General features: G+C 68.2%; 19 protein-coding genes. 12 read left to right on the top strand and 7 right to left on the bottom strand.

Annotated features, from left to right (window positions below; translation table 11 throughout):
* Window positions 1-53: 53 nt before the first annotated feature.
* The 8 genes from ALI144C_RS58770 to ALI144C_RS38640 all read left to right on the top strand — a co-directional run bounded on the left by ALI144C_RS58770 (window position 54) and on the right by ALI144C_RS38640 (window position 11,519).
* On the top strand, window positions 54-1,079 hold the full coding sequence (locus ALI144C_RS58770) for a response regulator (RefSeq protein WP_168211460.1): 1,026 nt from the start codon (window positions 54-56) through the stop codon (window positions 1,077-1,079).
* A gap of 42 nt (window positions 1,080-1,121) precedes the next feature.
* Window positions 1,122-4,058 (top strand): DEAD/DEAH box helicase, encoded by a 2,937-nt coding sequence (locus tag ALI144C_RS38670; protein ID WP_076992777.1) that lies wholly within the window; start codon window positions 1,122-1,124, stop codon window positions 4,056-4,058.
* Window positions 4,058-4,873, top strand: coding sequence for an SWIM zinc finger family protein (locus ALI144C_RS38665; RefSeq protein WP_076992203.1), 816 nt, complete (start codon window positions 4,058-4,060; stop codon window positions 4,871-4,873). Before ALI144C_RS38670 ends, ALI144C_RS38665 begins: the two co-directional genes overlap by 1 nt.
* Before the next feature lie 74 nt (window positions 4,874-4,947).
* Complete coding sequence (locus tag ALI144C_RS38660; protein ID WP_076992776.1) at window positions 4,948-5,571, top strand: hypothetical protein; 624 nt, start codon at window positions 4,948-4,950, stop codon at window positions 5,569-5,571.
* Window positions 5,572-5,651: 80 nt separating this feature from the next.
* A complete protein-coding gene (icmF, locus tag ALI144C_RS38655) occupies window positions 5,652-8,879 on the top strand; it encodes a fused isobutyryl-CoA mutase/GTPase IcmF (RefSeq protein ID WP_076992202.1) in 3,228 nt (1,075 codons plus the stop codon).
* Between the two features lie 24 nt (window positions 8,880-8,903).
* Window positions 8,904-9,761 (top strand): 3-hydroxybutyryl-CoA dehydrogenase, encoded by an 858-nt coding sequence (locus ALI144C_RS38650; protein ID WP_193441268.1) that lies wholly within the window; start codon window positions 8,904-8,906, stop codon window positions 9,759-9,761.
* A gap of 71 nt (window positions 9,762-9,832) precedes the next feature.
* Window positions 9,833-10,486, top strand: a complete 654-nt coding sequence (locus ALI144C_RS38645; protein ID WP_076992200.1) for a TetR/AcrR family transcriptional regulator — start codon at window positions 9,833-9,835, stop codon at window positions 10,484-10,486.
* Between the two features lie 61 nt (window positions 10,487-10,547).
* Window positions 10,548-11,519 carry a beta-ketoacyl-ACP synthase III gene (locus ALI144C_RS38640; protein WP_330359639.1) on the top strand — a complete coding sequence of 324 codons (972 nt, stop codon included), beginning with the start codon at window positions 10,548-10,550 and terminating at the stop codon, window positions 11,517-11,519.
* Here the strand turns inward: ALI144C_RS38640 and ALI144C_RS38635 are convergent.
* Genes ALI144C_RS38635 through ALI144C_RS38620 form a run of 4 tightly spaced genes read right to left on the bottom strand, consistent with a single transcriptional unit; the run spans window position 11,506 to window position 14,248 of the window.
* Window positions 11,506-12,120, bottom strand: coding sequence for a TetR/AcrR family transcriptional regulator (locus ALI144C_RS38635; RefSeq protein ID WP_076992199.1), 615 nt, complete (start codon window positions 12,118-12,120; stop codon window positions 11,506-11,508). The two genes, ALI144C_RS38640 and ALI144C_RS38635, sit on opposite strands and share 14 nt — an antisense overlap.
* Before the next feature lie 56 nt (window positions 12,121-12,176).
* Entirely contained in the window at window positions 12,177-13,001 is an 825-nt protein-coding gene (gene ku, locus ALI144C_RS38630) for a non-homologous end joining protein Ku (protein WP_076992198.1), read from the bottom strand.
* A 60-nt stretch (window positions 13,002-13,061) separates the two neighbouring features.
* Window positions 13,062-13,829, bottom strand: coding sequence for a SigB/SigF/SigG family RNA polymerase sigma factor (locus ALI144C_RS38625; RefSeq protein ID WP_076992197.1), 768 nt, complete (start codon window positions 13,827-13,829; stop codon window positions 13,062-13,064).
* Entirely contained in the window at window positions 13,826-14,248 is a 423-nt protein-coding gene (locus tag ALI144C_RS38620; protein WP_168211459.1) for an ATP-binding protein, read from the bottom strand. Before ALI144C_RS38620 ends, ALI144C_RS38625 begins: the two co-directional genes overlap by 4 nt.
* Window positions 14,249-14,291: 43 nt before the next feature.
* Between ALI144C_RS38620 and ALI144C_RS38615 the strand changes: the two genes are divergently transcribed.
* Window positions 14,292-14,954 (top strand): TetR/AcrR family transcriptional regulator, encoded by a 663-nt coding sequence (locus ALI144C_RS38615; protein WP_076992195.1) that lies wholly within the window; start codon window positions 14,292-14,294, stop codon window positions 14,952-14,954.
* On the opposite strand, the gene ALI144C_RS38610 is transcribed toward ALI144C_RS38615, so the two are convergent.
* The 3 genes from ALI144C_RS38610 to ALI144C_RS38600 form a co-directional block, all read right to left on the bottom strand.
* On the bottom strand, window positions 14,933-15,499 hold the full coding sequence (locus tag ALI144C_RS38610) for a hypothetical protein (protein ID WP_076992194.1): 567 nt from the start codon (window positions 15,497-15,499) through the stop codon (window positions 14,933-14,935). The genes ALI144C_RS38615 and ALI144C_RS38610 overlap by 22 nt on opposite strands.
* Entirely contained in the window at window positions 15,496-16,245 is a 750-nt protein-coding gene (locus tag ALI144C_RS38605) for a hypothetical protein (protein ID WP_076992193.1), read from the bottom strand. The genes ALI144C_RS38610 and ALI144C_RS38605 overlap by 4 nt, the downstream gene beginning before the upstream one ends.
* A 95-nt stretch (window positions 16,246-16,340) precedes the next feature.
* Window positions 16,341-16,544: a DUF397 domain-containing protein gene (locus ALI144C_RS38600; RefSeq protein WP_076992192.1), complete on the bottom strand. Its 204-nt coding sequence runs from the start codon at window positions 16,542-16,544 to the stop codon at window positions 16,341-16,343.
* Between the two features lie 77 nt (window positions 16,545-16,621).
* Here ALI144C_RS38600 and ALI144C_RS38595 point away from each other — a divergent pair, with 77 nt between their 5' ends.
* Genes ALI144C_RS38595 through ALI144C_RS38585 form a run of 3 tightly spaced genes read left to right on the top strand, consistent with a single transcriptional unit; the run spans window position 16,622 to window position 20,656 of the window.
* Complete coding sequence (locus ALI144C_RS38595) at window positions 16,622-19,315, top strand: ATP-binding protein (RefSeq protein WP_076992191.1); 2,694 nt, start codon at window positions 16,622-16,624, stop codon at window positions 19,313-19,315.
* Window positions 19,302-20,009 carry a peptidoglycan editing factor PgeF gene (pgeF, locus tag ALI144C_RS38590; protein ID WP_076992190.1) on the top strand — a complete coding sequence of 236 codons (708 nt, stop codon included), beginning with the start codon at window positions 19,302-19,304 and terminating at the stop codon, window positions 20,007-20,009. Before ALI144C_RS38595 ends, pgeF begins: the two co-directional genes overlap by 14 nt.
* Complete coding sequence (locus ALI144C_RS38585; RefSeq protein WP_076992189.1) at window positions 20,006-20,656, top strand: YdcF family protein; 651 nt, start codon at window positions 20,006-20,008, stop codon at window positions 20,654-20,656. The genes pgeF and ALI144C_RS38585 overlap by 4 nt, the downstream gene beginning before the upstream one ends.
* Window positions 20,657-20,666 lie beyond the last annotated feature (10 nt).

Here is a 20,666-nt window from a genome sequence, read left to right as displayed (position 1 = left end):
TGTCTCCCGGTTCCGGATCGCGTGATCCGGAACCGGGAGATGGTGGGGTGGAAGTGCCACGACGCGAGAACCCGATCGACGAAAGCCAGGGGCCACGGGCCTTTCTGGCCGCTCGGCTACGGGAGTTGCGCGCTGACGCCGGCGGGTTGTCGTACCGCGAAATGTCCGCGCGCACACACTATTCGGCGTCGGTGTTGTCCCAGGCGGCCGCCGGTGTGAATCTGCCGTCATGGCCGGTCGTGCGTGCCTTTGTCGAAGCCTGCGGCGGCGATGTCCACGAGTGGGAACTGCTGTGGCAACGGGTGTCCAAGGCCGAGGCGACCCGGAATGCCGAGCCGGGGCGAACCGGTCGTGGCGGTTACAGCCATGTCGAGAAGCTGCTCCGCCTGGCCGACGTCGGCGGGAACGAACCACCGCCACGCAGCACGAGGGCCAAGCCGATCTCCGTGTTCCTGCTGGACGACCACGTACTTCTGCTTGATGCACTCAAGACTCTGATCAACGACAACTCGGATATGACCGTGGTCGGTGCGGCGTCCACGGCAGCGGAGGCGTTGGCCACGGTGCCGGTGTTGAAGCCGGATGTAGCTGTGTTGGATGTGCGTCTGCCTGACGGCGACGGTGTCCAGGTGTGCCGTGACCTGCGTGCCGCGATACCGGACCTGACTTGCCTGATGCTCACGTCCTACTCTGACGACCAGGCGTTGTTCGAGTCGGTGATGGCGGGTGCCGCAGGATACGTGCTCAAAGAGGCCAATGCGGGTGATCTGCTGCGTGCGATCAGGATCGTGGCGATGGGCGGGTCGTTGCTTGACCCCGCCACGGTCACCGAGATGGTCACCCGGCTGCGTGGGCGCCCGGCGGCCGACCGGGTGGCGGAGCTCACCGAGCAGGAGCGCAAGGTGCTCGAGCAGATCGGGTACGGCCTGACGAACCGGCAGATCGCCGCCCAGTTGAACCTCGCTGAGAAGACCGTGAAGAACTACGTGTCGAACCTGCTGTCCAAGCTCGGCATGGTGCGCAGGACGCAAGCCGCCGTCCTGGCCGTCGAGCTGCGCAACGCCCGCCGCAAGTCCTAGCACCTGGTGATCTTGTCGGTGGGGCCTTATATGGTCTCCGGCATGCTTGTCGTGCACGCTACGTGGTCCGCGACCGGTGGCGTGTGCGTGTGGGCGGAGGACGCGACGCTGTCCGGCACAGCGAAACCCGGTGTCAGACCGAAGAAGCACCCGTTCGGCGCCTCGGTGGAAACCCTTCGGAAGGTCTTCGACGCCGGTGACGAGTGCACGTTCACGCTCCAGCTGCCTTCGTCGAGTGCGGGGCCGGTCGCCGCGCCTGAGCTCGTGCGGCCTGCCGCGGGCAGGCCCAAGAAGCTGAAACTGGCGCCGTGGACCGTGAACGCGTTGTCGTTGACTCCCGGCGAAGCCGTTCGGCTGCTCGGTCAGGAGCCCCCGGAGACGCCGAGCGGTTCCTGGCGGTGGATGGCCGCGGTCGCTCGGTTCGCGGTGGCGTTGGCCGACCGCGGGCAGGTCCTGCCGGGCCTGGTGGCCGGGCATGCGCGATGGATACCGCAGTTGACCGGCGACGAGGCCGAGCATGCCAGGGCGTTGGACAAGGCGACGCCCGCGGTGGTCCGTGACGGCCGGGATGACCTGGTTCCGTTCGTGCTGACGGCGTTGACGGACGCGATCGTGCGGGACCGTCTCGCCGAGATCCCCGCAGCCGAGAGCCCGACGGCCGCTCAGCGGTGGGTGCGCGCACTGACCACACAGGACGCTGTGGTCGACGGTGACCTGGGCGGTCTCGGCGGGGAACTCCGGTCGTGGCACCGGTCGGCCGCGCCGCCCGCGGGCCCGTTGCGGACGTGTTTCCGGCTTGCCCTGCCTGAGGACGACGGCGAGGACTGGCGTGTGGAGTTCCTCCTGCAGTCGACGGCCGACCCCAGTCTGACGGCGAGCGCACGGGACGTGTGGCAGCGGTCAGGCGCTGCCACGCTGCTGTCCCGGTACGCCGAACACCCGGAGGAGGTGCTGCTCGCCGGGCTGGGCAGGGCGAGCCGGGTGTACCCGGAGCTGGACGCGGCGCTGCGGGTCAGCACTCCGGCCGAGTTGCACACGGATCCGCAAGGGGCGTACCGGTTTCTGCGCCAGTCGGCGAACGCGCTGACGATGGCGGGGTTCGGCGTGCAATTGCCGTCGGCGTTGCAGCGCGGCCCGGAGCTCGGCCTGAAGCTCAAGGCGAGTTCGTCGAAACAGGGGCAGAGCGCGGTCGTCAAGGGCGGTATGGGGCTCAACGAGATCCTCGACTACCAGTGGAAGATCGCCGTCGGCGAGGACGAGCTCACCGAGACCGAGATCGCCGAGCTCGCCAAGGCGAAGGCGCCGCTGGTGCGGCTGCGCGGCAAGTGGGTCGAGCTGGACAACGCCAGGCTGCGGCGGGCGCTGACGTTCCTCGAGCGGTCCGGTGAGGGCGAGATGACCGCGCGTGACCTGCTGCAGGCCGACTCCGCGTTGGCCGAGCAGGGCGTGGACGTGCCGGTCACCGATGTCGTCGCGGACGGCTGGCTGGGTGACGTGCTCACGGGCCGCGTCGACGACCAGCTGGCCCCGGTGTCCACTCCGGACAGTTTCACCGCGGTGCTGCGGCCGTACCAGGAACGCGGGCTGGCGTGGCTGAGTTTCCTGTCGAGGCTGGGGCTCGGCGGGTGCCTGGCCGACGACATGGGGCTGGGCAAGACCGTGCAGCTGCTCGCGCTGCTCGCCGCCGAGGGGACCGGGCCGAACCTGTTGGTGTGCCCGATGTCCGTGGTCGGCAACTGGCAGCGGGAGGCCGCGCGGTTCACGCCGGACCTGCGGGTGTACGTCCACCACGGCGCGGGCCGGGTCGGCGGTGGCGACCTCGCCGCCAAGGTCGCCGAGTCCGACCTGGTGATCACGACGTACGGCGTGGTCTCCCGGGACACCGGGGAACTGGCCGAGCTCGGCTGGCACCGGGTCGTGCTCGACGAGGCGCAGAACATCAAGAACTCCGCGTCGAAGCAGGCGCGGGCGGTGCGTGCTTTGCCTGCCGCGCACCGGATCGCGCTGACCGGGACGCCGGTGGAGAACCGGCTGGCCGAGCTGTGGTCGGTGATGGAGTTCGCCAACCCCGGCCTGCTCGGCCCGGCGAGCGCGTTCCGCAGCAAGTTCGCCGTGCCGATCGAACGCGACAAGAACCAGGCCGCCACGGCGGCGTTGCGCCGCCGGACCCAGCCGTTCATCCTGCGCCGGGTCAAGACGGACAAGCAGATCATCTCCGACCTGCCGGACAAGATCGAGATGACCGAGGTCTGCCAGCTCACCGCCGAACAGGGCTCGCTGTACCAGGCGGTGGTCGCGGACATGATGGACCGCATCGAGAACAGCGAGGGCATGGAACGCCGTGGCCTGGTGCTGTCCACGCTGTCGCGGCTCAAACAGGTCTGCAACCACCCGGCGCACCTGCTCAAGGACGGGTCCCGGATGCCGGGCCGCTCCGGCAAGCTGGCCAGGCTGGAGGAACTGCTCGAGGAGGCACTGTCCGAAGGGGACAAGGTGTTGTGCTTCACGCAGTTCGCCGAGTTCGGCGAGATGCTGCGGGCGCACCTGACCGCCAGGTTCGAGCAGCCGGTGCTGTTCCTGCACGGCGGCGTGTCCAAGTCGCAGCGGGACGCGATGGTGGACCGGTTCCAGTCGGACGCCGGCCCGCCGATCTTCGTGCTGTCGCTGAAAGCCGGTGGTGTGGGGCTGAACCTGACCGCCGCGAGCCACGTCGTGCACGTGGACCGCTGGTGGAACCCGGCAGTGGAGGACCAGGCGACCGACCGCGCGTTCCGCATCGGCCAGCGCCGCAATGTCCAGGTCCGCAAGTTCGTCTGCGCGGGCACGGTCGAGGACCGGATCGACGCGATGATCCGCAGCAAGAAGGCGTTGGCGGAGATGGTCGTCGGCAGCGGCGAGGACTGGCTGACGGAGCTGTCCACCAACGCCCTGCGTGAGCTGTTCGAGCTCGCCCCGGACGCGGTCGAGGAGGTGGCGTAGTGCCGGACGATGCCAAACCCGATGCCAGGTGGTGGGAGGACTACCCGTCGACCGGGCCGATCAAGGTCGAGAACGGCATCAAGGCGCGCCGGACCCGTGGCAAGATGGCGACCAGCTGGTGGTCGCAGCGGTTCATCACCGTGCTGGAAGAGCTGCAGCTCGGCGGCCGGATGACCAGGGGCAAGACGTACGCGCGGGCCGGTCAGGTGATGTCACTGGACATCTCGGCAGGCAAGGTCATCGCCAAGGTGCAGGGCTCCCGGCCGGAGCCGTACGCGGTGAAGCTGATCTCCAAGCCGCTGTCGCCCCAGCAGTGGGACCTGGTCACCGAACGGCTGGCAGGCATGGCCCTGTTCGCGGCGAAGCTGCTCGCCGGGCAGATGCCGTCGGAGATCGAGGAGGTCTTCGCCGAGCTGGACGTCCCGTTGTTCCCCGCCGCCGCCCGGGATCTGCCGATGCACTGCAGCTGCCCGGACTGGGCGGTGCCGTGCAAACACGTCGCCGCCGTGTGCTTCCTGCTGGCCGAGCGGTTCGACGACGACCCGTTCCTGATCTTCGAATGGCGCGGGCGGTCCAAGACCGAACTGCTGGACAGGCTGCGCCGCAGCCGCGCGGAGGAAGCGCCCGCGCCGCCGCCCCCGCCGGAACCGGCGTTCGACGACTTCTTCGGCACCGGGCCACTGCCCGCCCTGCCCGAGGACCGGAATGCCGACCTGGTGCTGCTCCGCGTCGACGCCCCGGCGATCGACGTGCGCGGGCAGCCGTTGATCGACGTCCTCGTCCCGCTGTACCACCAGTTCACGCGCCGTGAGTGACACCTGCCCACCTGCGCCTTGACCTGAACCCCTGCCACAGCGCCTCGAGCGGCCCGAGTGACAAGATCGCGTCCGTGATCGCTGAGAACGACAACTCCCCGGACACCGGGTCCAGGACTGGGCTCCGGCTGGCCAAGATCGTCACCGAAGTGCTCTCGCCCGCCACGATCGTGGTGCTCCTGCCGTTCGCGGTGGCGTGGAACGCGACCGGGCACAAGGTCGTCGCCACGCTCGTGTGGTCGCTCGTGGTCGCCGCGTTCTTCAGCGTGTTGCCGATGGCGTTCATCGTCAGCGGCGCCCGCAAGGGCAAGTGGGACGGCCATTGGGTGCGGGAACGCGAGCGCCGGGCGGTCCCGTTGCTGATGTGCCTGCTGTCCGCGGTCGTGGGGCTGGTGATCCTGCTGGTGGGCGACGCGCCGAGGGACGTGGTCGCGCTGGGTTGGTCGATGATCGCGGTGCTCGCGGTGTGCGTCGTGATCACCAAGTGGTGGAAGGTGTCGTTGCACGCGACGGTCGCGGGCGGCGCGGTCGCCACGGTCATCCTGATCTACGGGTGGTGGGCTGCCGCGCTGATCCCGTTGGTCGCGTTGGTGGCGTGGGCCCGTGTGCGGGTGAGCGACCACACGGCCGCTCAGGTGATCGTCGGGTCATTTCTCGGCCCTGTCGCGGGCGGTGTGGTGTTCTTGCTGCTGCGTTGATCCGCAGGTGGAAGCATGTTTTCGGGAGACGCGGCCCACATGAGGTTGCCCATCCGAAAGTAGGACGTCAAACTATTCTCATGACCCCTCAGGTGCCTTTGCACCGTCCGGCGAACCCGGTCAGGTTCGTCACGGCGGCCAGCTTGTTCGACGGCCACGACGCCGCGATCAACATCATGCGGCGGATCCTGCAGTCGCAGGGCGCCGAGGTGATCCACCTCGGCCACAACCGCTCGGTCAGGGAAGTCGTCGCGGCCGCGATCCAGGAGGACGTCCAGGGCGTGGCGATCAGCGCGTACCAGGGCGGGCACGTCGAGTACTTCTCGTACCTGGTCGAGCTGCTCAACGAGCGGGGCGCCGGGCACATCAAGGTCTTCGGCGGCGGCGGTGGCGTGATCGTGCCCGCCGAGATCGAGCTGCTGCACTCGCGCGGTGTCGCGCACATCTTCTCGCCCGCCGACGGCCAGCAGATGGGCCTGGCCAAGATGATCAACACGATGGTCGAGGACTGCGACCACAACCTGGCCGACCAGGCGCCCGACTCGTGGGAGGGGCTGCTGTCGGGTCAGCAGGACGTGCTGGCGCGGGCGATCACGCAGATCGAGGCCGGGGTGTTCACGGGCAAGGACGCGGTCGGCACCAGCCGCCAGGTGCCGGTCCTCGGCATCACGGGCACCGGTGGGTCCGGCAAGTCCTCGTTGACCGACGAGATCGTCCGCCGGTTCCGCCAGGACCAGCAGGACAAGGTCCGCATCGCGGTGCTGGCGATCGACCCGACGCGGCGCAAGGGCGGCGGCGCGCTGCTCGGCGACCGGATCCGGATGAACAGCGTGGACGGTGAGACCGTGTTCTTCCGGTCGCTGGCCACGCGCCGGGCCGGAGCGGAGGTGCCGGACGGCCTCGCCGACGTGATCGACACGTGCAAGGCGGCCGGGTTCGACCTGATCATCGTGGAGACGCCGGGCATCGGCCAGGGCGACGCGGCGATCGTGCCGTTCGTCGACTTCTCGCTGTACGTGATGACGCCGGAGTTCGGCGCCGCGTCGCAGCTGGAGAAGATCGACATGCTGGACTTCGCCGACGCGGTGGCGATCAACAAGTTCGAGCGCCGCGGCGCCGAGGACGCCCGGCGTGACGTCGGCCGCCAGATGGTGCGCAACCGCGAGGCGTTCGGCAAGTCGTGGGAGGACATGCCGGTCTTCGGCACGAGCGCCGCGACCTTCAACGACGACGGCGTGACCGCGCTGTACCAGTACCTGCGCGACGAGCTGGTCGAGAAGGGGCTGTCGATCACCGAGGGCACGCTGCCGGTGATCGGCCACAAGACCTCCACCTCGGCGGCGACGGTCGTGCCCGCGTCCCGCGCCCGCTACCTGTCGGACATCGCCGACACCGTCCGCGGCTACCACGCCAAGACCGAGCAGCAGGTCGCGGCGGTGCGCGAGCTGAGCCACTTCGAGGCGACCAAGGACGCGCTCGCCCGTGCCGAGAAGTCCACGGAGGATGTCGAAGGTCTCGTCGCCGACGCGGCGAAGAAGGTCGACCAGGAGGCCAGGGAGCTGCTGGCGGACTGGCCGAAGACCAAGGACGACTACACCGGCGACGAGCTGGTGGTGAAGATCAGGGACAAGGAACTGCACACGCCCCTGATCCGAGAGACGTTGTCCGGCAGCAAGATCCGCCGCGTGGCGCTGCCCGCGTTCGACGACGACGGCGAAGTGCTGCGGTTCCTGCGCAAGGAGAACCTGCCCGGCCGGTTCCCGTTCACCGCGGGTGTCTTCCCGTTCAAGCGGGACGGCGAGGACCCGGCGCGGATGTTCGCCGGTGAGGGCGACGCGTTCCGCACCAACCGCCGCTTCAAGTACCTGTCGTCGGGTTCGGAGGCGACGCGGCTGTCCACGGCGTTCGACTCCGTCACGCTCTACGGCCGCGACCCGGACACCCCGCCGGACGTCTACGGCAAGATCGGCACGTCGGGCGTGTCCATCGCGTCGCTGGACGACATGAAGGCGCTGTACGACGGCTTCGACCTGACCGCGCCGACCACGTCGGTGTCGATGACGATCAACGGCCCGGCGCCCACGATCCTGGCGTACTTCCTGAACACCGCGATCGACCAGCGCGTGGACGCGTTCCGTGCGGAGCACGGCCGTGAGCCGTCGGAGGAGGAGCACGCCGAACTGGCGGCGTGGGCGCTGGCGAACGTGCGCGGCACGGTCCAGGCCGACATCCTCAAAGAGGACCAGGGCCAGAACACGTGCATCTTCTCCACGGAGTTCTCGCTGCGGATGATGGCGGACGTGCAGGAGTGGTTCATCCAGCAGAAGGTCCGCAACTTCTACTCGGTGTCGATCTCCGGCTACCACATCGCGGAGGCGGGGGCGAACCCGATCAGCCAGCTGGCCTTCACCCTGGCCAACGGCTTCACCTACGTCGAGTCGTACCTGGCACGCGGGATGCACATCGACGACTTCGCGCCGAACCTGTCGTTCTTCTTCTCCAACGGGATGGACGCCGAGTACAGCGTGATCGGCCGGGTCGCCAGGCGCATCTGGTCGGTCGCTATGCGCGAGCGCTACGGCGCGAACGAGCGGTCCCAGAAGTTCAAGTACCACGTGCAGACCTCAGGCCGCTCGCTGCACGCGCAGGAGATGAGCTTCAACGACATCCGCACCACGCTGCAGGCGCTGTGCGCGCTGTACGACAACTGCAACTCCCTGCACACCAACGCCTACGACGAAGCGATCACCACGCCGACCGAGCAGTCGGTCCGCCGCGCGATGGCGATCCAGCTGATCGTGAACAAGGAGTGGGGCCTGTCGAAGAACGAGAACCCGCTGCAGGGCTCGTTCATCATCGACGAGCTGACCGACCTGGTCGAGGAAGCCGTGCTGGCGGAGTTCGACCGGCTGTCGGACCGCGGTGGCGTGCTGGGCGCGATGGAGACCGGCTACCAGCGCGGCCGCATCCAGGACGAGTCGATGCTCTACGAGACCCGCAAGCACGACGGTTCGCTGCCGCTGATCGGCGTGAACACGTTCCTGCCGGAGGCGGGCAGCGCGGAGACGATCGAGATCGAGCTGGCCAGGGCGACGGAGGAGGAGAAGAAGTCGCAGGTCGACCGGACCCGCGACTTCCAGGCCAAGCACGGCGAGGAAGCGCAGGAGGCGCTGCGCAGGCTGCGCGCCGCGGCCGTCTCGGGCGAGAACGTCTTCGCCGAGTTGATGTCGGCGGCCCGCGTCTGCACCCTCGGACAGGTGACAGAGGCGTTCTTCGAGGTCGGCGGTCAGTACCGCCGTAATGTCTAGGCCATGAGCAGCGAAGGGACGAACGTGAGCGAGATCCGCCGCGTGGGTGTGATCGGGTGTGGGCTGATGGGGTCGGGCATCGCGGAGGTGAGCGCCCGTTCCGGACTGGACGTGAAGGTGACGGAAGCGTCGCCGGACGCGCTGGCGGCCGGAAAGGCACGCATCGAGAAATCACTGGACCGGGGCGTCCGCAACGGCAAGCTTTCGGCGGACGACCGCGACGCGGCGTTCGGCCGGATCACCTTTTCCACCGACATCGGCGACCTGGCCGACCGCCAGTTCACGGTGGAAGCGGTAGCGGAGAACGAGCAGATCAAGACGGACGTCTTCACCGCGTTGGACAAGGTGGTCGAGGACGAGAACGCGATCTTCGCGTCGAACACGTCGTCGATCCCCATCATGAAACTCGGAATGGCGACCAATCGCCCCGAGCAGGTGATCGGTGTGCACTTCTTCAACCCGGTCCCGGTCCTGAAACTGGTGGAACTGGTGCCGTCCCTGCTGACCGGTCGGGAAACGCAGTCGCGCGCGGACGAGTTCGTCACCGGCAAGCTCGGCAAGCAGGTGATCCGCTCACAGGACCGCGCGGGTTTCGTGGTGAACGCACTGCTGGTGCCGTATTTGCTGTCGGCGATCCGGATGCTGGAATCGGGGTTCGCGTCGCCGGACGACATCGACAACGGCATGATCCTCGGCTGCGCGCACCCGATGGGGCCACTGCACCTGACGGACCTGATCGGCCTGGACACGACGAAGGCGATCGCCGAGTCGATGTACGCCGAGTTCAAGGAGCCGTTGTACTCGCCGCCACCACTGTTGCTGCGGATGGTGGACGCCGGGTTGCTCGGCAAGAAGAGCGGCCGGGGCTTCTTCCAGTACTGAGAAACCCTCGTGAGTGTTTATCGGTGTTCCAGGCCCGATAAACACTCACGAGGTGTTCTAGGCTCACCGGCGTGAACGCGGAGGAGCCCAACGCCCTGCTGAACCTGGTCCTCGAGAACGGCGAGGAAGACCCGGCCAGTGAAGCGATACTGGACGCCGCCCTCGCGGAGTTCCTCGACTACGGCCTGCGCCGGACCAACGTGGACGCGGTGGCCAAGCGATCGGGTGTGTCCCGTGCCACCCTGTACCGCCGCTTCGAGAACAAGGACGTCCTCGTCCAAGCCGTCCTGATCCGCGAATGCCGGAGGTTCTTCGGGAGCATCGCCGCGGCCGTGGATGGCTTGCCCACCGCCCGTGAACGGCTGGTGGAAGGCTTTGTGGTGGGCGTGCGCTACACCAGGGACGACCCGTTGCTGACCCGCCTTCTGGCGAGCGACCCGGAAGCGTTGTTGCCGTATCTCACAGTCAATGGTGGCCTTGTGGTCGCTGTCGCGCGTGATTTCCTTGTCGGCCATGCGGAAGGGCTCCCGGATGGTGACAAGCCGGTTGACGGGCGGGATCCGTCGGGTGTCGCCGAGCTTTTCGTCCGGCTTGCCATCTCGTTCACCCTCACGCCGGACAGTTGCATTCCGCTGGGTGACGACGAGTCCGTTCGGGCATTCGCCAGAAGTTACTTGGCAGTATTGATGGCGCCGGGTGTGGCTCCGTCGGAAACAGAGACCTGAGGATGACACTCTTACTCATTGGTAGCCACCAGGATGTGTGACCATGGGTGGAGTTTCCGCAGTGAAAGTTTCGCGCCTTCAGCAGGCCACGCCGGTTGCCGGGTCCCGGATCATCGGATTCGGTGCCTACCAGCCGTCTACTGTGGTCACCAGCGAGGAGACGGCCAAGCGCTTCGGTCGGACGGGGGAGTGGGTACAGGGGCGCACGGGCATCGTGTCGCTGCGCAAGGCCAGTGCCGCCGAGACCGTGCAGGAGATGGCGGTCGAGGCTGGGCGTCAGGCGCTGGAGAACGCCGGTCTCGACGCGGCGAGCGTCGGCCTGGTGATCGTGGCCAGTTGCAGTGCCGAACGGCCGATGCCGGATGTCGCGTCGGAGGTCGCGTACCGCATCGGGGCGCGGACGGCGGGGGCTTTCGACCTGAACGCGGCGTGCGCCGGGTTCTGCTACGCGTTAACCGTCGCGGCGGACGTGGTGCGCAGTGGTTCCGCGCGGTACGTGCTCGTCGTCGGGACCGAGCGGATGACCGCGTGGGTCGATCCCGCCGACCTGGGCACGTCCATCATCTTCGGCGACGGCGCGGGCGCCGCCGTGGTCGGACCGTCGTCCGACGCGGGGATCGGCCCGGTCGTGTGGGGCAGCGACGGCCAGGGGGCCGACCTGATCCGCATCCCCGACTTCTCGCACGGCATGCACATGGAGGGCCAGGCGGTGTTCCGCTGGGCCACGACCGAAGTTCACCCGATCGCGCTCGCCGCGTGCGAACGCGCCGGGGTGAAGCCGGGCGACCTGGCCGCGATCGTGCCGCACCAGGCCAACCTGCGGATCATCCACGCCATGGCCAAGAAGATCGGCGCACCGGACGCGGTCGTCGCGCAGGACGTGGTGCGGTCGGGCAACACGTCGGCCGCCTCGATCCCCCTCGCCCTGCAGCGGCTGATCGAGGCCAAGGCGGTCGAACGGGACTCGCTGGCGCTGCTGGTCGGCTTCGGCGCGGGCCTCAGCTACGCCGCGCAGGTCGTCACCTTGCCCTGACCTGCGGGAACGTGTCTCGCACCAGGGTGAGCAGGGTCTGGCTGAGCAGGAGGTGGACCTGGTCGCGGTTGAGGTGGTTGCCCATCACCCATTCGCGGCCCGCGGCTTTCACCATCGCCGCGTACGCCCGGACCATCGCGCGTAGTTGTTCGCGGTGCTCGCTCACGTCGGTGAGTCCGACGAACTCCAGTACCCGGTCGGCGGCGTTCTCGTCCGCCTCGGCCAGGATCCGTTCGATGTCCGGGTCGTGGCCGACGCCGCCGACCGCGACGAGCCACGTCTTGCTGTGCCGCAGCACCCGGTCGAGGAACCAGTTCACACTGGCGTCGATCCGCTCTTCCAACCTGCCGGGTGGCAACGCCTGGGGCGCTGAACTGGGAATAGTCACCATTCGGCGGACGACTTCCAGATAAAGATCGCGTTTCGTGCCGAAATAGTGGTTGATCAACCCTCTCGCGACCCCGGCTTCCTGCGCGATGTCCGTTGTCGAGACCGCTGGGTACGGGCGTTCGGAAAATAGGCGCATAGCACAGACGAGGATCTGTTCCCGCCGAGCATCTGGTTCGAGTCGTCGCCAGCGTGGTTCGGAAGCAGAACTCATGCGTTAAGGATTCCATGCCGCACCACTCGGCGTGGAATGGGGCCCACTATTAGTGCTTACGCGGACTTGGTCTTCGAAGAGCGCTTCTTCTTCGGCGGCTCGGCCTCGGTCTTCGCGCGAGTCTGTTCGACACTGCGTTCCAATGCGGTCATCAGGTCGATCACGTCGCCGGTGTCTTCTTCTTCCGGTCGTTCCGGCAGTTCAGCGCCGTCCGCCTTGGCCGCGACGAGCTCGGCCATGGCGTCGCGGTATTCGTCGGTGAACTGCTCGGGTTTGAACGAACCGGACATGTTGTCGATCAACGAGGTGGCCATCTTGAGCTCCTGCGGGCGCACCTCGAGATCTTGATCAAGGAATCCGAAATCGGGTTTCCTGATCTCGTCCGGCCAGAAGATCGTGTGCAGAACCAAAACGTCGTCACGAGCGCGCAGGATGCCGAGCGACTCGCGTTGCCTGACGGTGATCTTGACCAGCGCGTGCCGGTCGGTGTCCTCGAGCGCCTGACGCAACAGCACATAGGGGCGACCGGCCGTCTTGTCCGGGTCGAGGTAGTACGTCTTCTGGAAGAAGATCGGGTCGACCTCTTCGGTCGGCACGAACTCCAGCACCTGGATCGACTTGTCGGTCGACACGGGCAGCTTCTCGAAATCCTCGTCGGTGAGGATCACCACCCGGCCGTCTTCCAGCTCGTAGCCCTTGGCGATGTCGCGGTACTCGATCTCGTTGCCGCAGATCTCGCAGACGCGCTTGTACCGGATCCGGCCCCCGTCCTCGGGGTGGACCTGGTGGAACCGGAAGTCGTGCTCCTCGGTCGAGCCGAACATCCGGACGGCGATGGTCACCAGACCGAATGAGATGGCACCTCGCCAAACGGGTCTCATAGTGGCTTGGTACCCATCCGCAGCCGATCGCGCAACCCCAATGGGCTGAGTAACGGCAGGTCAGCCGTCATTGGAGAGGCTCGCGCGCAGCGTGTCGAGGCTCTTTGCCAGCAACCGGGACACGTGCATCTGGCTGATGCCGAGCCGGTCGGCGATCTGCGTCTGGGTGAGGTTGCCGAAGAACCGCAGCGTGATGATCTTCTGCTGCCGCTCCGGCAGCCGTTTGATCAGCGGATACAGCGCCTCACGGGCGTCGACGACGCTCAGCTCCGGGTCGTCGGCGCCGAGCGTGTCGGCCAATGACGCCGAGTCGGGGTCGTCGGTGAGCAGGTAGTCCAGCGACAGCGAGTGGTGCGCGTTCGTGGCCTCCAGGCCCTCGAACACCTCTTCCCTGCTGATCCCGAGGTGCTCGGCGATCTGGCTCGGTGTCGGCGCCCTGCCGAGCTTCTGCGACAGCTCGGTCACCGCGCTGCCGATCGACAGCCGCAGCTCCTTGAGCCTGCGCGGGACGTGCACGGCCCAGCTGGTGTCCCTGATGTGCCGCCGGACCTCGCCCATGATGGTCGGCACCGCGTACGACATGAAGTCCGAGCCGTGCTGCGGGTCGAACCGGTCGACCGCGTTGATCAGGCCGATCCTGGCGACCTGCGCGAGGTCCTCCAGCGGCGCGCCCTGGTGGCTGAACCGGCGCGCGATGTGCTCGGCGACCGGCATGTGTTCGGTGACCAGCCGTTCCCGCATCCGTGCCCGTTGGGCGCTGTCCGCGGGCAACGTGGCGAGCTCTTCGAACAGCGGGGCGAGGTGGTCGTAACCGCCGCGCGGGTTCACTCGTTGCCCACCACGTTGCGTTTGGTGAACTCGATCCACAGGACGAAACCACCGGGGTCGGCAGGCCCCTGCACGACACCCGCTTCGAGCGTGTCGGTCAGGGTGGACAGCACGTGCCAGGAGAAGGCGCCGGTGTCGGGCCAGTCGTCGCTGTCCGACAACACCGTCGCGACGACCTTGATCTCGTTCTTCGGGGTGAACCGCACGGTCAGGATCGATCCGGCGATCGCCCTGAGCACCAACATCGAACACGCCTCGTCGACCGCCATCTTCAGGTCGGCGATCGAGTCGAGGTCGCAGTCCTGGCGCATGGCGACCGCGGAGGTGATGGCGCGCAGCATCGGCAGCTGTGCGGCGTCCGCCGCGACGCGGACCTCGATCTCGTCACCGGACGGGTCCGGCTGCTCAGGCTTCGTCACCCGCACAACAGTAGTCCGTGCACCTGTTTGCAAGAATGAGGGCATGACGGTCCGTCGCCAGCAGCCTGAGCAGACGCGGCCTGGTGACGACGACCAGGCCCGCAGGCCGAGCAAGGGCGACCTGACCGCGCAGGCCATTCTGGACACTGCGGAACGGCTGCTGGCCAAGCGATCCCTGCGCGACATCGCGATCGACGAGCTGACGGCCGGCGCCGGGGTCTCCCGTTCGACGTTCTACTTCCACTTCGAGTCGCGTGAAGCCGTGCTGTACGCGTTGTCCGAACGTGTCCTGCGGGAGATATACGCGGGCGGTGTCGTGTGGTTCCGGCGCAGTGATGAGACCCCGAGCACAGCCGTGCGCCGCGCGTTGACCGAGACCGTCGCCTTGTGGCGGCGACACGGTCCGGTGCTGCGTGCCTCGGTGCGGGGTCGTGAGACGGACGTGCACCTGGCCGAACTGTGGGACCAGGTCGCCCGGCGGTTCATGCGGTCGACCGCGGTCCAGATCGAGAGCGAGCGCCGGGCGGGCCTCGCGATCGCGGGCCCGCCCTCGGCGAAAACACTGGCCAGGGTGCTCGTGCTGATGAACGAGACCACCTGCTACCACCAGTCGATGGCCAAGCGGTCGGCGAAGTGGGACGCGGACATCGTGGACACGCTCGCCGAGATCTGGCTGCGCACGATCTACGGCCCCGGAGTCGAGTGACCGGTCGAGTGACCGGTCGGCCTGTGCTGGAGGACACCGGCGGGCGCGGTCGCCAGCACGCTGGCGGACACCGCGGGCAGACACAGCACAGCGAGCGCGGCGAGGCTCGGGTTGATCACGATCGGCTTGCGGCGCAGGCGGTAGATGATCTGACACGGCACCATCGCACCGGCGGGTCCGTCCCGGTCGGCGATCTGGAACAGGCCCGCGACGGCGTCCGTGGCCCGGGTTGTGATGGCACGTGCGACGAACCGGGTTCCCCACGGCGCGGCTTGCGACGCCTGTCTGCCGACGGCCCCGGAGATGACGTCACGCAGCGGCCGGGTCCGCACCTGCACCACGGATGCCCACGGCACGGTCGTGGCGTCGATGCCGATCTCCTGGCGGCTGATCCGGACCGCGCCGAACCGGTCGAGTGCGCCGGGGACCTTGACGCGCTGGCCGATCAGCGTGCTCACGGCGAACTCCCACGGCTCGGCGACGGGCGCGTCGGGCATCTTCATCCGGCTCAGCGCGGCGGTGAGCCAGTCGGGGACGGCAGTCATACCAGCACCGCCCGGATCCGCCGGTCCCACCACGGGGTTCGCCAGGCCTTGAACCACACCATGGCCGCGAACACCCCGCCGGCGATCGCGAACACGTCGAGGTCCAGTTCGAACCCGCCGTAGCCGAAGGACAGCACCGGATCGAGCAGACACGCCACCGCGGCGAGCGCGGCGGTCCACCTGCGCTGCCGGATCAGGGCGAACACGCACAGCAGCGCCGCGAGGGAGTCGCCGCCGCTGACGACGATCATGATGATCGTCGCCGCCCACAGATCGACCACCAGGAGGCGGTACTGGCTGCGTTCGTCCCGGTCCGCCTTGGGCAGCGAGGTGATCCCGGACCCGGGTGGCAACTGCCGCAGGTGGTACTGCTCGTCGAGCTTGTCGAGCAGGATCGGGAAGAGCGCCATCCAGACCAGGAACACCACGTAGCCGACCAGGATCAGTCCGGTTGGCATGTCGTCGGACATCCGGTACTTGCCGACCATGAACGCGGGGAAGAACCCGCCGAGGGCGCCGATCGCGAGCAGCGGACCGGGGATGTGCGGCAGCCCCCAGTACCGGGCCGCGACGAGCAGGAGGATCGACGCGCCGATCATGATCAGGCCGAGCACGTCGCCCGCACCGGCGAACACAATCCCCACGTAGGTCGTGATCACGCCGTACAGCCAGTACACCAGCTTGCGGGGGAACTTCTCGAGCAGCTTGGGGAAGACCTCGTCCATGAGTTCGCGGAGCGCGGGCATCGGACAACTCCCGGGATCATGTGCAAGTATTGCAAGATGCACGGAGCGTATACATATGTAAGATCAACTGCAAGATTTGCAGATTGGTGACCGGGTCATTCACACGTCAGGGGGACCCTGCTGAGGAAAGCCCGCCACGACGAGCCGTCGAACGTGAACGCGGGGCCCGGGTTCTTGCTGTCCCGGACCGCGACTCGACCAGGCATTCGATCGGGCACTCGATCAGGCAGGAACGCCACCTCGACGCAGGCAGCGCTCGGACCGCATCGGCTACTTTTGAACCACTTCGCATCAGGCATGGCGACAAGGGGACGCGACGGCGAGGCGTCCGGACGCTTGTCTCGTACGGGTCCGGACGATCCTGGACGGGAGGGGCGTGACCACCACCGCGGGGCCGGATCCACAGCGCGTGCACAAGCCGGACGACTTGGCCGCTGAACTCGGCCTGCTGTCCGCACGCGCCGCGCGGGGCACCGGCCGGAGCAGGGTCAGCCTCGCCGAGCTGACCCGCAGGCTGGGCCTGCCCGCGTCCAGCAAGTCCACTGTGCACAGTTACGTCACCGGCAAGACGATGGTGCCCGCGGAGGTGCTGGACGCGATCGTGATCGCGCTCGGGGCGTCGCCGGGGGAACAACGCGAGTGGGCCGACGCCTGGTACCGCGTGTCGGCGTCCCGAGCGCCGCGCAAGGCCCTCAAGTCCCCGGTGAACACGCTGATCGGCGCGGACCCGGACTTCACCGGCCGCGACGACGAGCTGGAAACGCTGACCGAGCAGGTGATCACCCGTGGTGCGGCCGTGCTCGCCATCGACGGCATGGCCGGGATCGGGAAGACGACACTGGCGGTGGAACTGGCGCACCGGCTGGCCGCGCGGTTCCCCGACGGACAGCTGTTCATCGACCTGCAGGCCAACACGGATGAGGAACTCGACCCGGCGCATGCGTTGGCACGGCTGCTGGCGATGCTGAACAAGACGCCGGCACAGCGACCCGCGACGGCGGCGGAGTGGGGTGAGGTCTGGCGTGCCACGCTCGGCGGCCGCGGTGTGCTGGTGGTCCTCGACAACGCGGCGTCGACCGAGCAGGTCGAGCACCTGCTGCCCGGGTCCACGAACTCGTTGGTTCTCGTCACCAGCCGCCGCAGGCTGGACGGGTTGCGGGTGCGCGGCGCCGTCAGCCACAGCGTCGACATCCTGCCGCACCCGGCGGCGGTCTCGTTGTTCACGACCGTGGGCCGCAAGGGCGAGGACCCGGCTGTGATCGATCAGATCGTGCGGCTGTGCGGCGGCCTGCCGCTGGCGATCCGGCTGGTGGCGGCGGCGCTGGCGGCACGTCCCAGTTGGACCGCGGCGGACATGGCCGAGGAACTGGCCGACGAGCAGACCCGGCTGCGCGCCATGCGCGCGGAGAACAAGTCCGTCCGTGCGGCGTTCGAGCTGTCCTACCGGCGGCTGGCCGAGCCGGAGCAGGTCGTGTTCCGGCGACTGGGTCTGCACGTTCCCGGCGATCTCGGCTTGCCCGTCGCGGTCGCGCTCAGCGGTTGCGGCAACGCGCCGGGCCGGGACGCGTTGGACAAGCTGGTGGAGTACAGCTTCGTCAAGGAAGTCGGGCGGCACCGCTACCGCCTGCACGACTTGATGCGCCAGTTCGCGCGTGAGTGCGTCGCGGAGACCGATCCGCGGCCGGAACGCAAGCGCGCCACCGCTCGTGCGCTCGACTACTACCTGCACGCGGCGTTGTCGGCGCACGCCACCCTGATGCCGTACCGGCCGATCAAGGACGAGGTCGTCGTGCTGCCGGACCTCGCCCGTGAGTTCGCCGACGAGCAGGCCGCCGTCGAGTGGTGCGATCTGGAGCTGGACAACCTGTTGAGCTGCCGGGGAATGGCCGCGGAGTTCGACCTGCAGTCGTACATCTGGCGTGTTCCGCGTGCCATCGCGCACTTCCTCGGGCTGCGGGCCGGTATCGACGACGCGGGCAACCAGTACGGGCTGGGCCTGAGCCTGGCCACGATCTCCAGCGACCAGCGGGCCGTCGCGGACATGACGGCCCGGATCGGCGACGTCAACAACGCACACGGCAACCACGCCGCGGCCATCGACGGATACCTGGGGGCGCGCGAACTGTACCTGCGTCTCGGCGATCCGGTCGCCGCCGCGGACATGCTCAACCGGGCCGGGATCGGTCATCGGATGAACGGCCGGTACACCGCCGCGCTGGAGCGGCACTCGCAGGCGTTGACCGAGCACAGTGGACTCGACGACGCCTTCGGCGCGGCCGAGTCGCACTACCTGATCGCCATGGTGCACCGGGTCACCGGCGCCTACCCGGCGGCGCTCGACAACCACCGCCAGGCCATCGACCTGTACGGGCGCCTGGGTTACGCGCTGGGCGAGGCGCGCAGCATCGCCAACATCGGCGTCATCCACCGGCTGCTCGGCGACTACGAGGCCGCGCACAGCCAGTACCAGCGGGCACTGGTGATCTACCGGGGGACGGGCGACCAGCGCGGCGTCGGCAACACGTTGAACAACATGGCTTCCGCGCTGGAACTCGCCGGTCACCCGGAGCGGGCGTTGCCGTTGCTCGACGAGGCGATGTCGATCTTCTCGGCGATCCGCAACCCCGGCGGTGTCGCGGACGTGCTGCGCGTGACGGCGCGGCTGAAGACCCGGGCCGGCGCGTTCGCCGAGGCGGAGAGTGAACTGCTGGAGGCGCTGGACATCTACCGCGCGACCCGTGCGTCCTTCGGTACCGCCGGAGTGCTCACCCAACTCGCGTCGGTCGTGCGACGCGCAGGCCGTCCCGGCGACGCGCTCACGTATGCCACGGAATCGTTGGAGTGGTATCGCGACGAAGTGAGCAGCCGTGGTGGCCAGGTCAACGCCTTGATCGAGGCCGCGCACTGCCTGCTGGACACGGGTGAGCACGACGCGGCCTGCGAACACGCCTCCGCCGCCGAGGCGCTGTGCGTGGATCTCGGCTCGAGCACAGCGAATGCGCTCGCCACGCTGCTTGATAGGCTCGGCGCGCGGCCCCCGGACGGAGGAAACCCTGTTGTTGCTGACTGACCGGGTGCATGTCGTGATCACCGACCGCCACGGCGGCGTCAGCGCGGATCCGTACGACAGCCGCAACCTCGGCGGCGCCGTCGGCGACACAGCGTCCAACGTGCTGGAGAACCGGCACAAGACCGCGCTGGAGCACGGTTTCGACCCGTCGCGTGTGGTGCTGATGAACCAGGTGCACGGTGTCGATGTCGAATATGTGACCGAGCCGTGGCGTGCGGAGACCCCGGCCGCCGACGCGCTTTGCACCGACCAGGTCGGGTTGGCTTTGGGCGTGCTGGTTGCTGATTGCGCGCCGACGCTGATCGCCGACGCGACCGCCGGGTTGGTCGGCGCGGCACATTCCGGGCGGCCTGGCACCGCTGCCGGGGTCGTGCTCAACCTGGTCCGGTCCATGGTCTCGCGTGGCGCGGATCCGGCGCGGATGGTCGCGTTGGTCGGCCCCGCCGCGTGCGGCGCGTGCTACGAGGTCCCCGCGGACGTCCAGGCTTCGTTCCCCGCCACCGGCTGGTCGACGAGCCGTCACGGCAATCCCGCGCTGGACATCCGCGCGACGATCACCGCCCAGTTGACCGACCACGGCGTGGCCGACGTCCGGCACGACCGGCGCTGCACGATCGAGTCGCCGGAGCTGTACTCGTACCGAAGAGACCGCGTCACCGGCCGTTTCGCCGGGTACATCTGGCTGGGGGCATGAACAGCACTGTCCGTTCGCTCGCCGAGGTCCTGTGGGACTACCACCGTCTCGCGCCCGCGCTTGAGCGCAGTGACGTCATCCTCGTGCTCGGCAGTCACGACACCCGCGTCGCCGAGCACGCCGCCAAGGTCTGGCACGGGGGCTGGGCGCCGCTGCTGGCGATCTCCGGCGGCCGGGGCAAGGTGACCGAGTCGTGGGCCGACTCGGAGGCCGAGGTCTTCGCGTCGGTCGCGGAGGGTCTCGGTGTGCCGAGGTCGGCGATGATACTGGAGAAGCAGGCGACCAACACGGGCGAGAACGTCACCAGGACGCGGGATCTGCTCACGCGCCAGGGCATCCCGGTCGAGCGCGCCATCCTCGTGGCGAAGCCGTACATGGCGCGCCGTGGCGTCGCGACGGCGGCGAAACAGTGGCCGGGCCCGCGGTGGCTGGTCAGCACGCCGGAAATATCCTTTGTGGACTACACGGCCGACGAGGCGACCGCGCGGACCACGCTGGAGCTGATGGTCGGCGACCTGCAGCGGATCAGGGTCTACGCCGAACTGGGGTTCCAGATCCCGATGGACATCCCCGGAAACGTCTGGCAGGCCTACGAAGACCTTGTCGCGCTCGGCTTCACCAAGTACGTCATCCCTGATGTGCCGTGATCGGACTGTC

Origin of the sequence: Actinosynnema sp. ALI-1.44, assembly GCF_001984155.1 — a bacterium.
In the GTDB taxonomy this organism is placed as follows: domain Bacteria; phylum Actinomycetota; class Actinomycetes; order Mycobacteriales; family Pseudonocardiaceae; genus Kibdelosporangium.
The sequence above is the reverse complement of the archived record's forward strand: the minus strand, read 5'-3'. Positions and strand labels throughout refer to the sequence as shown.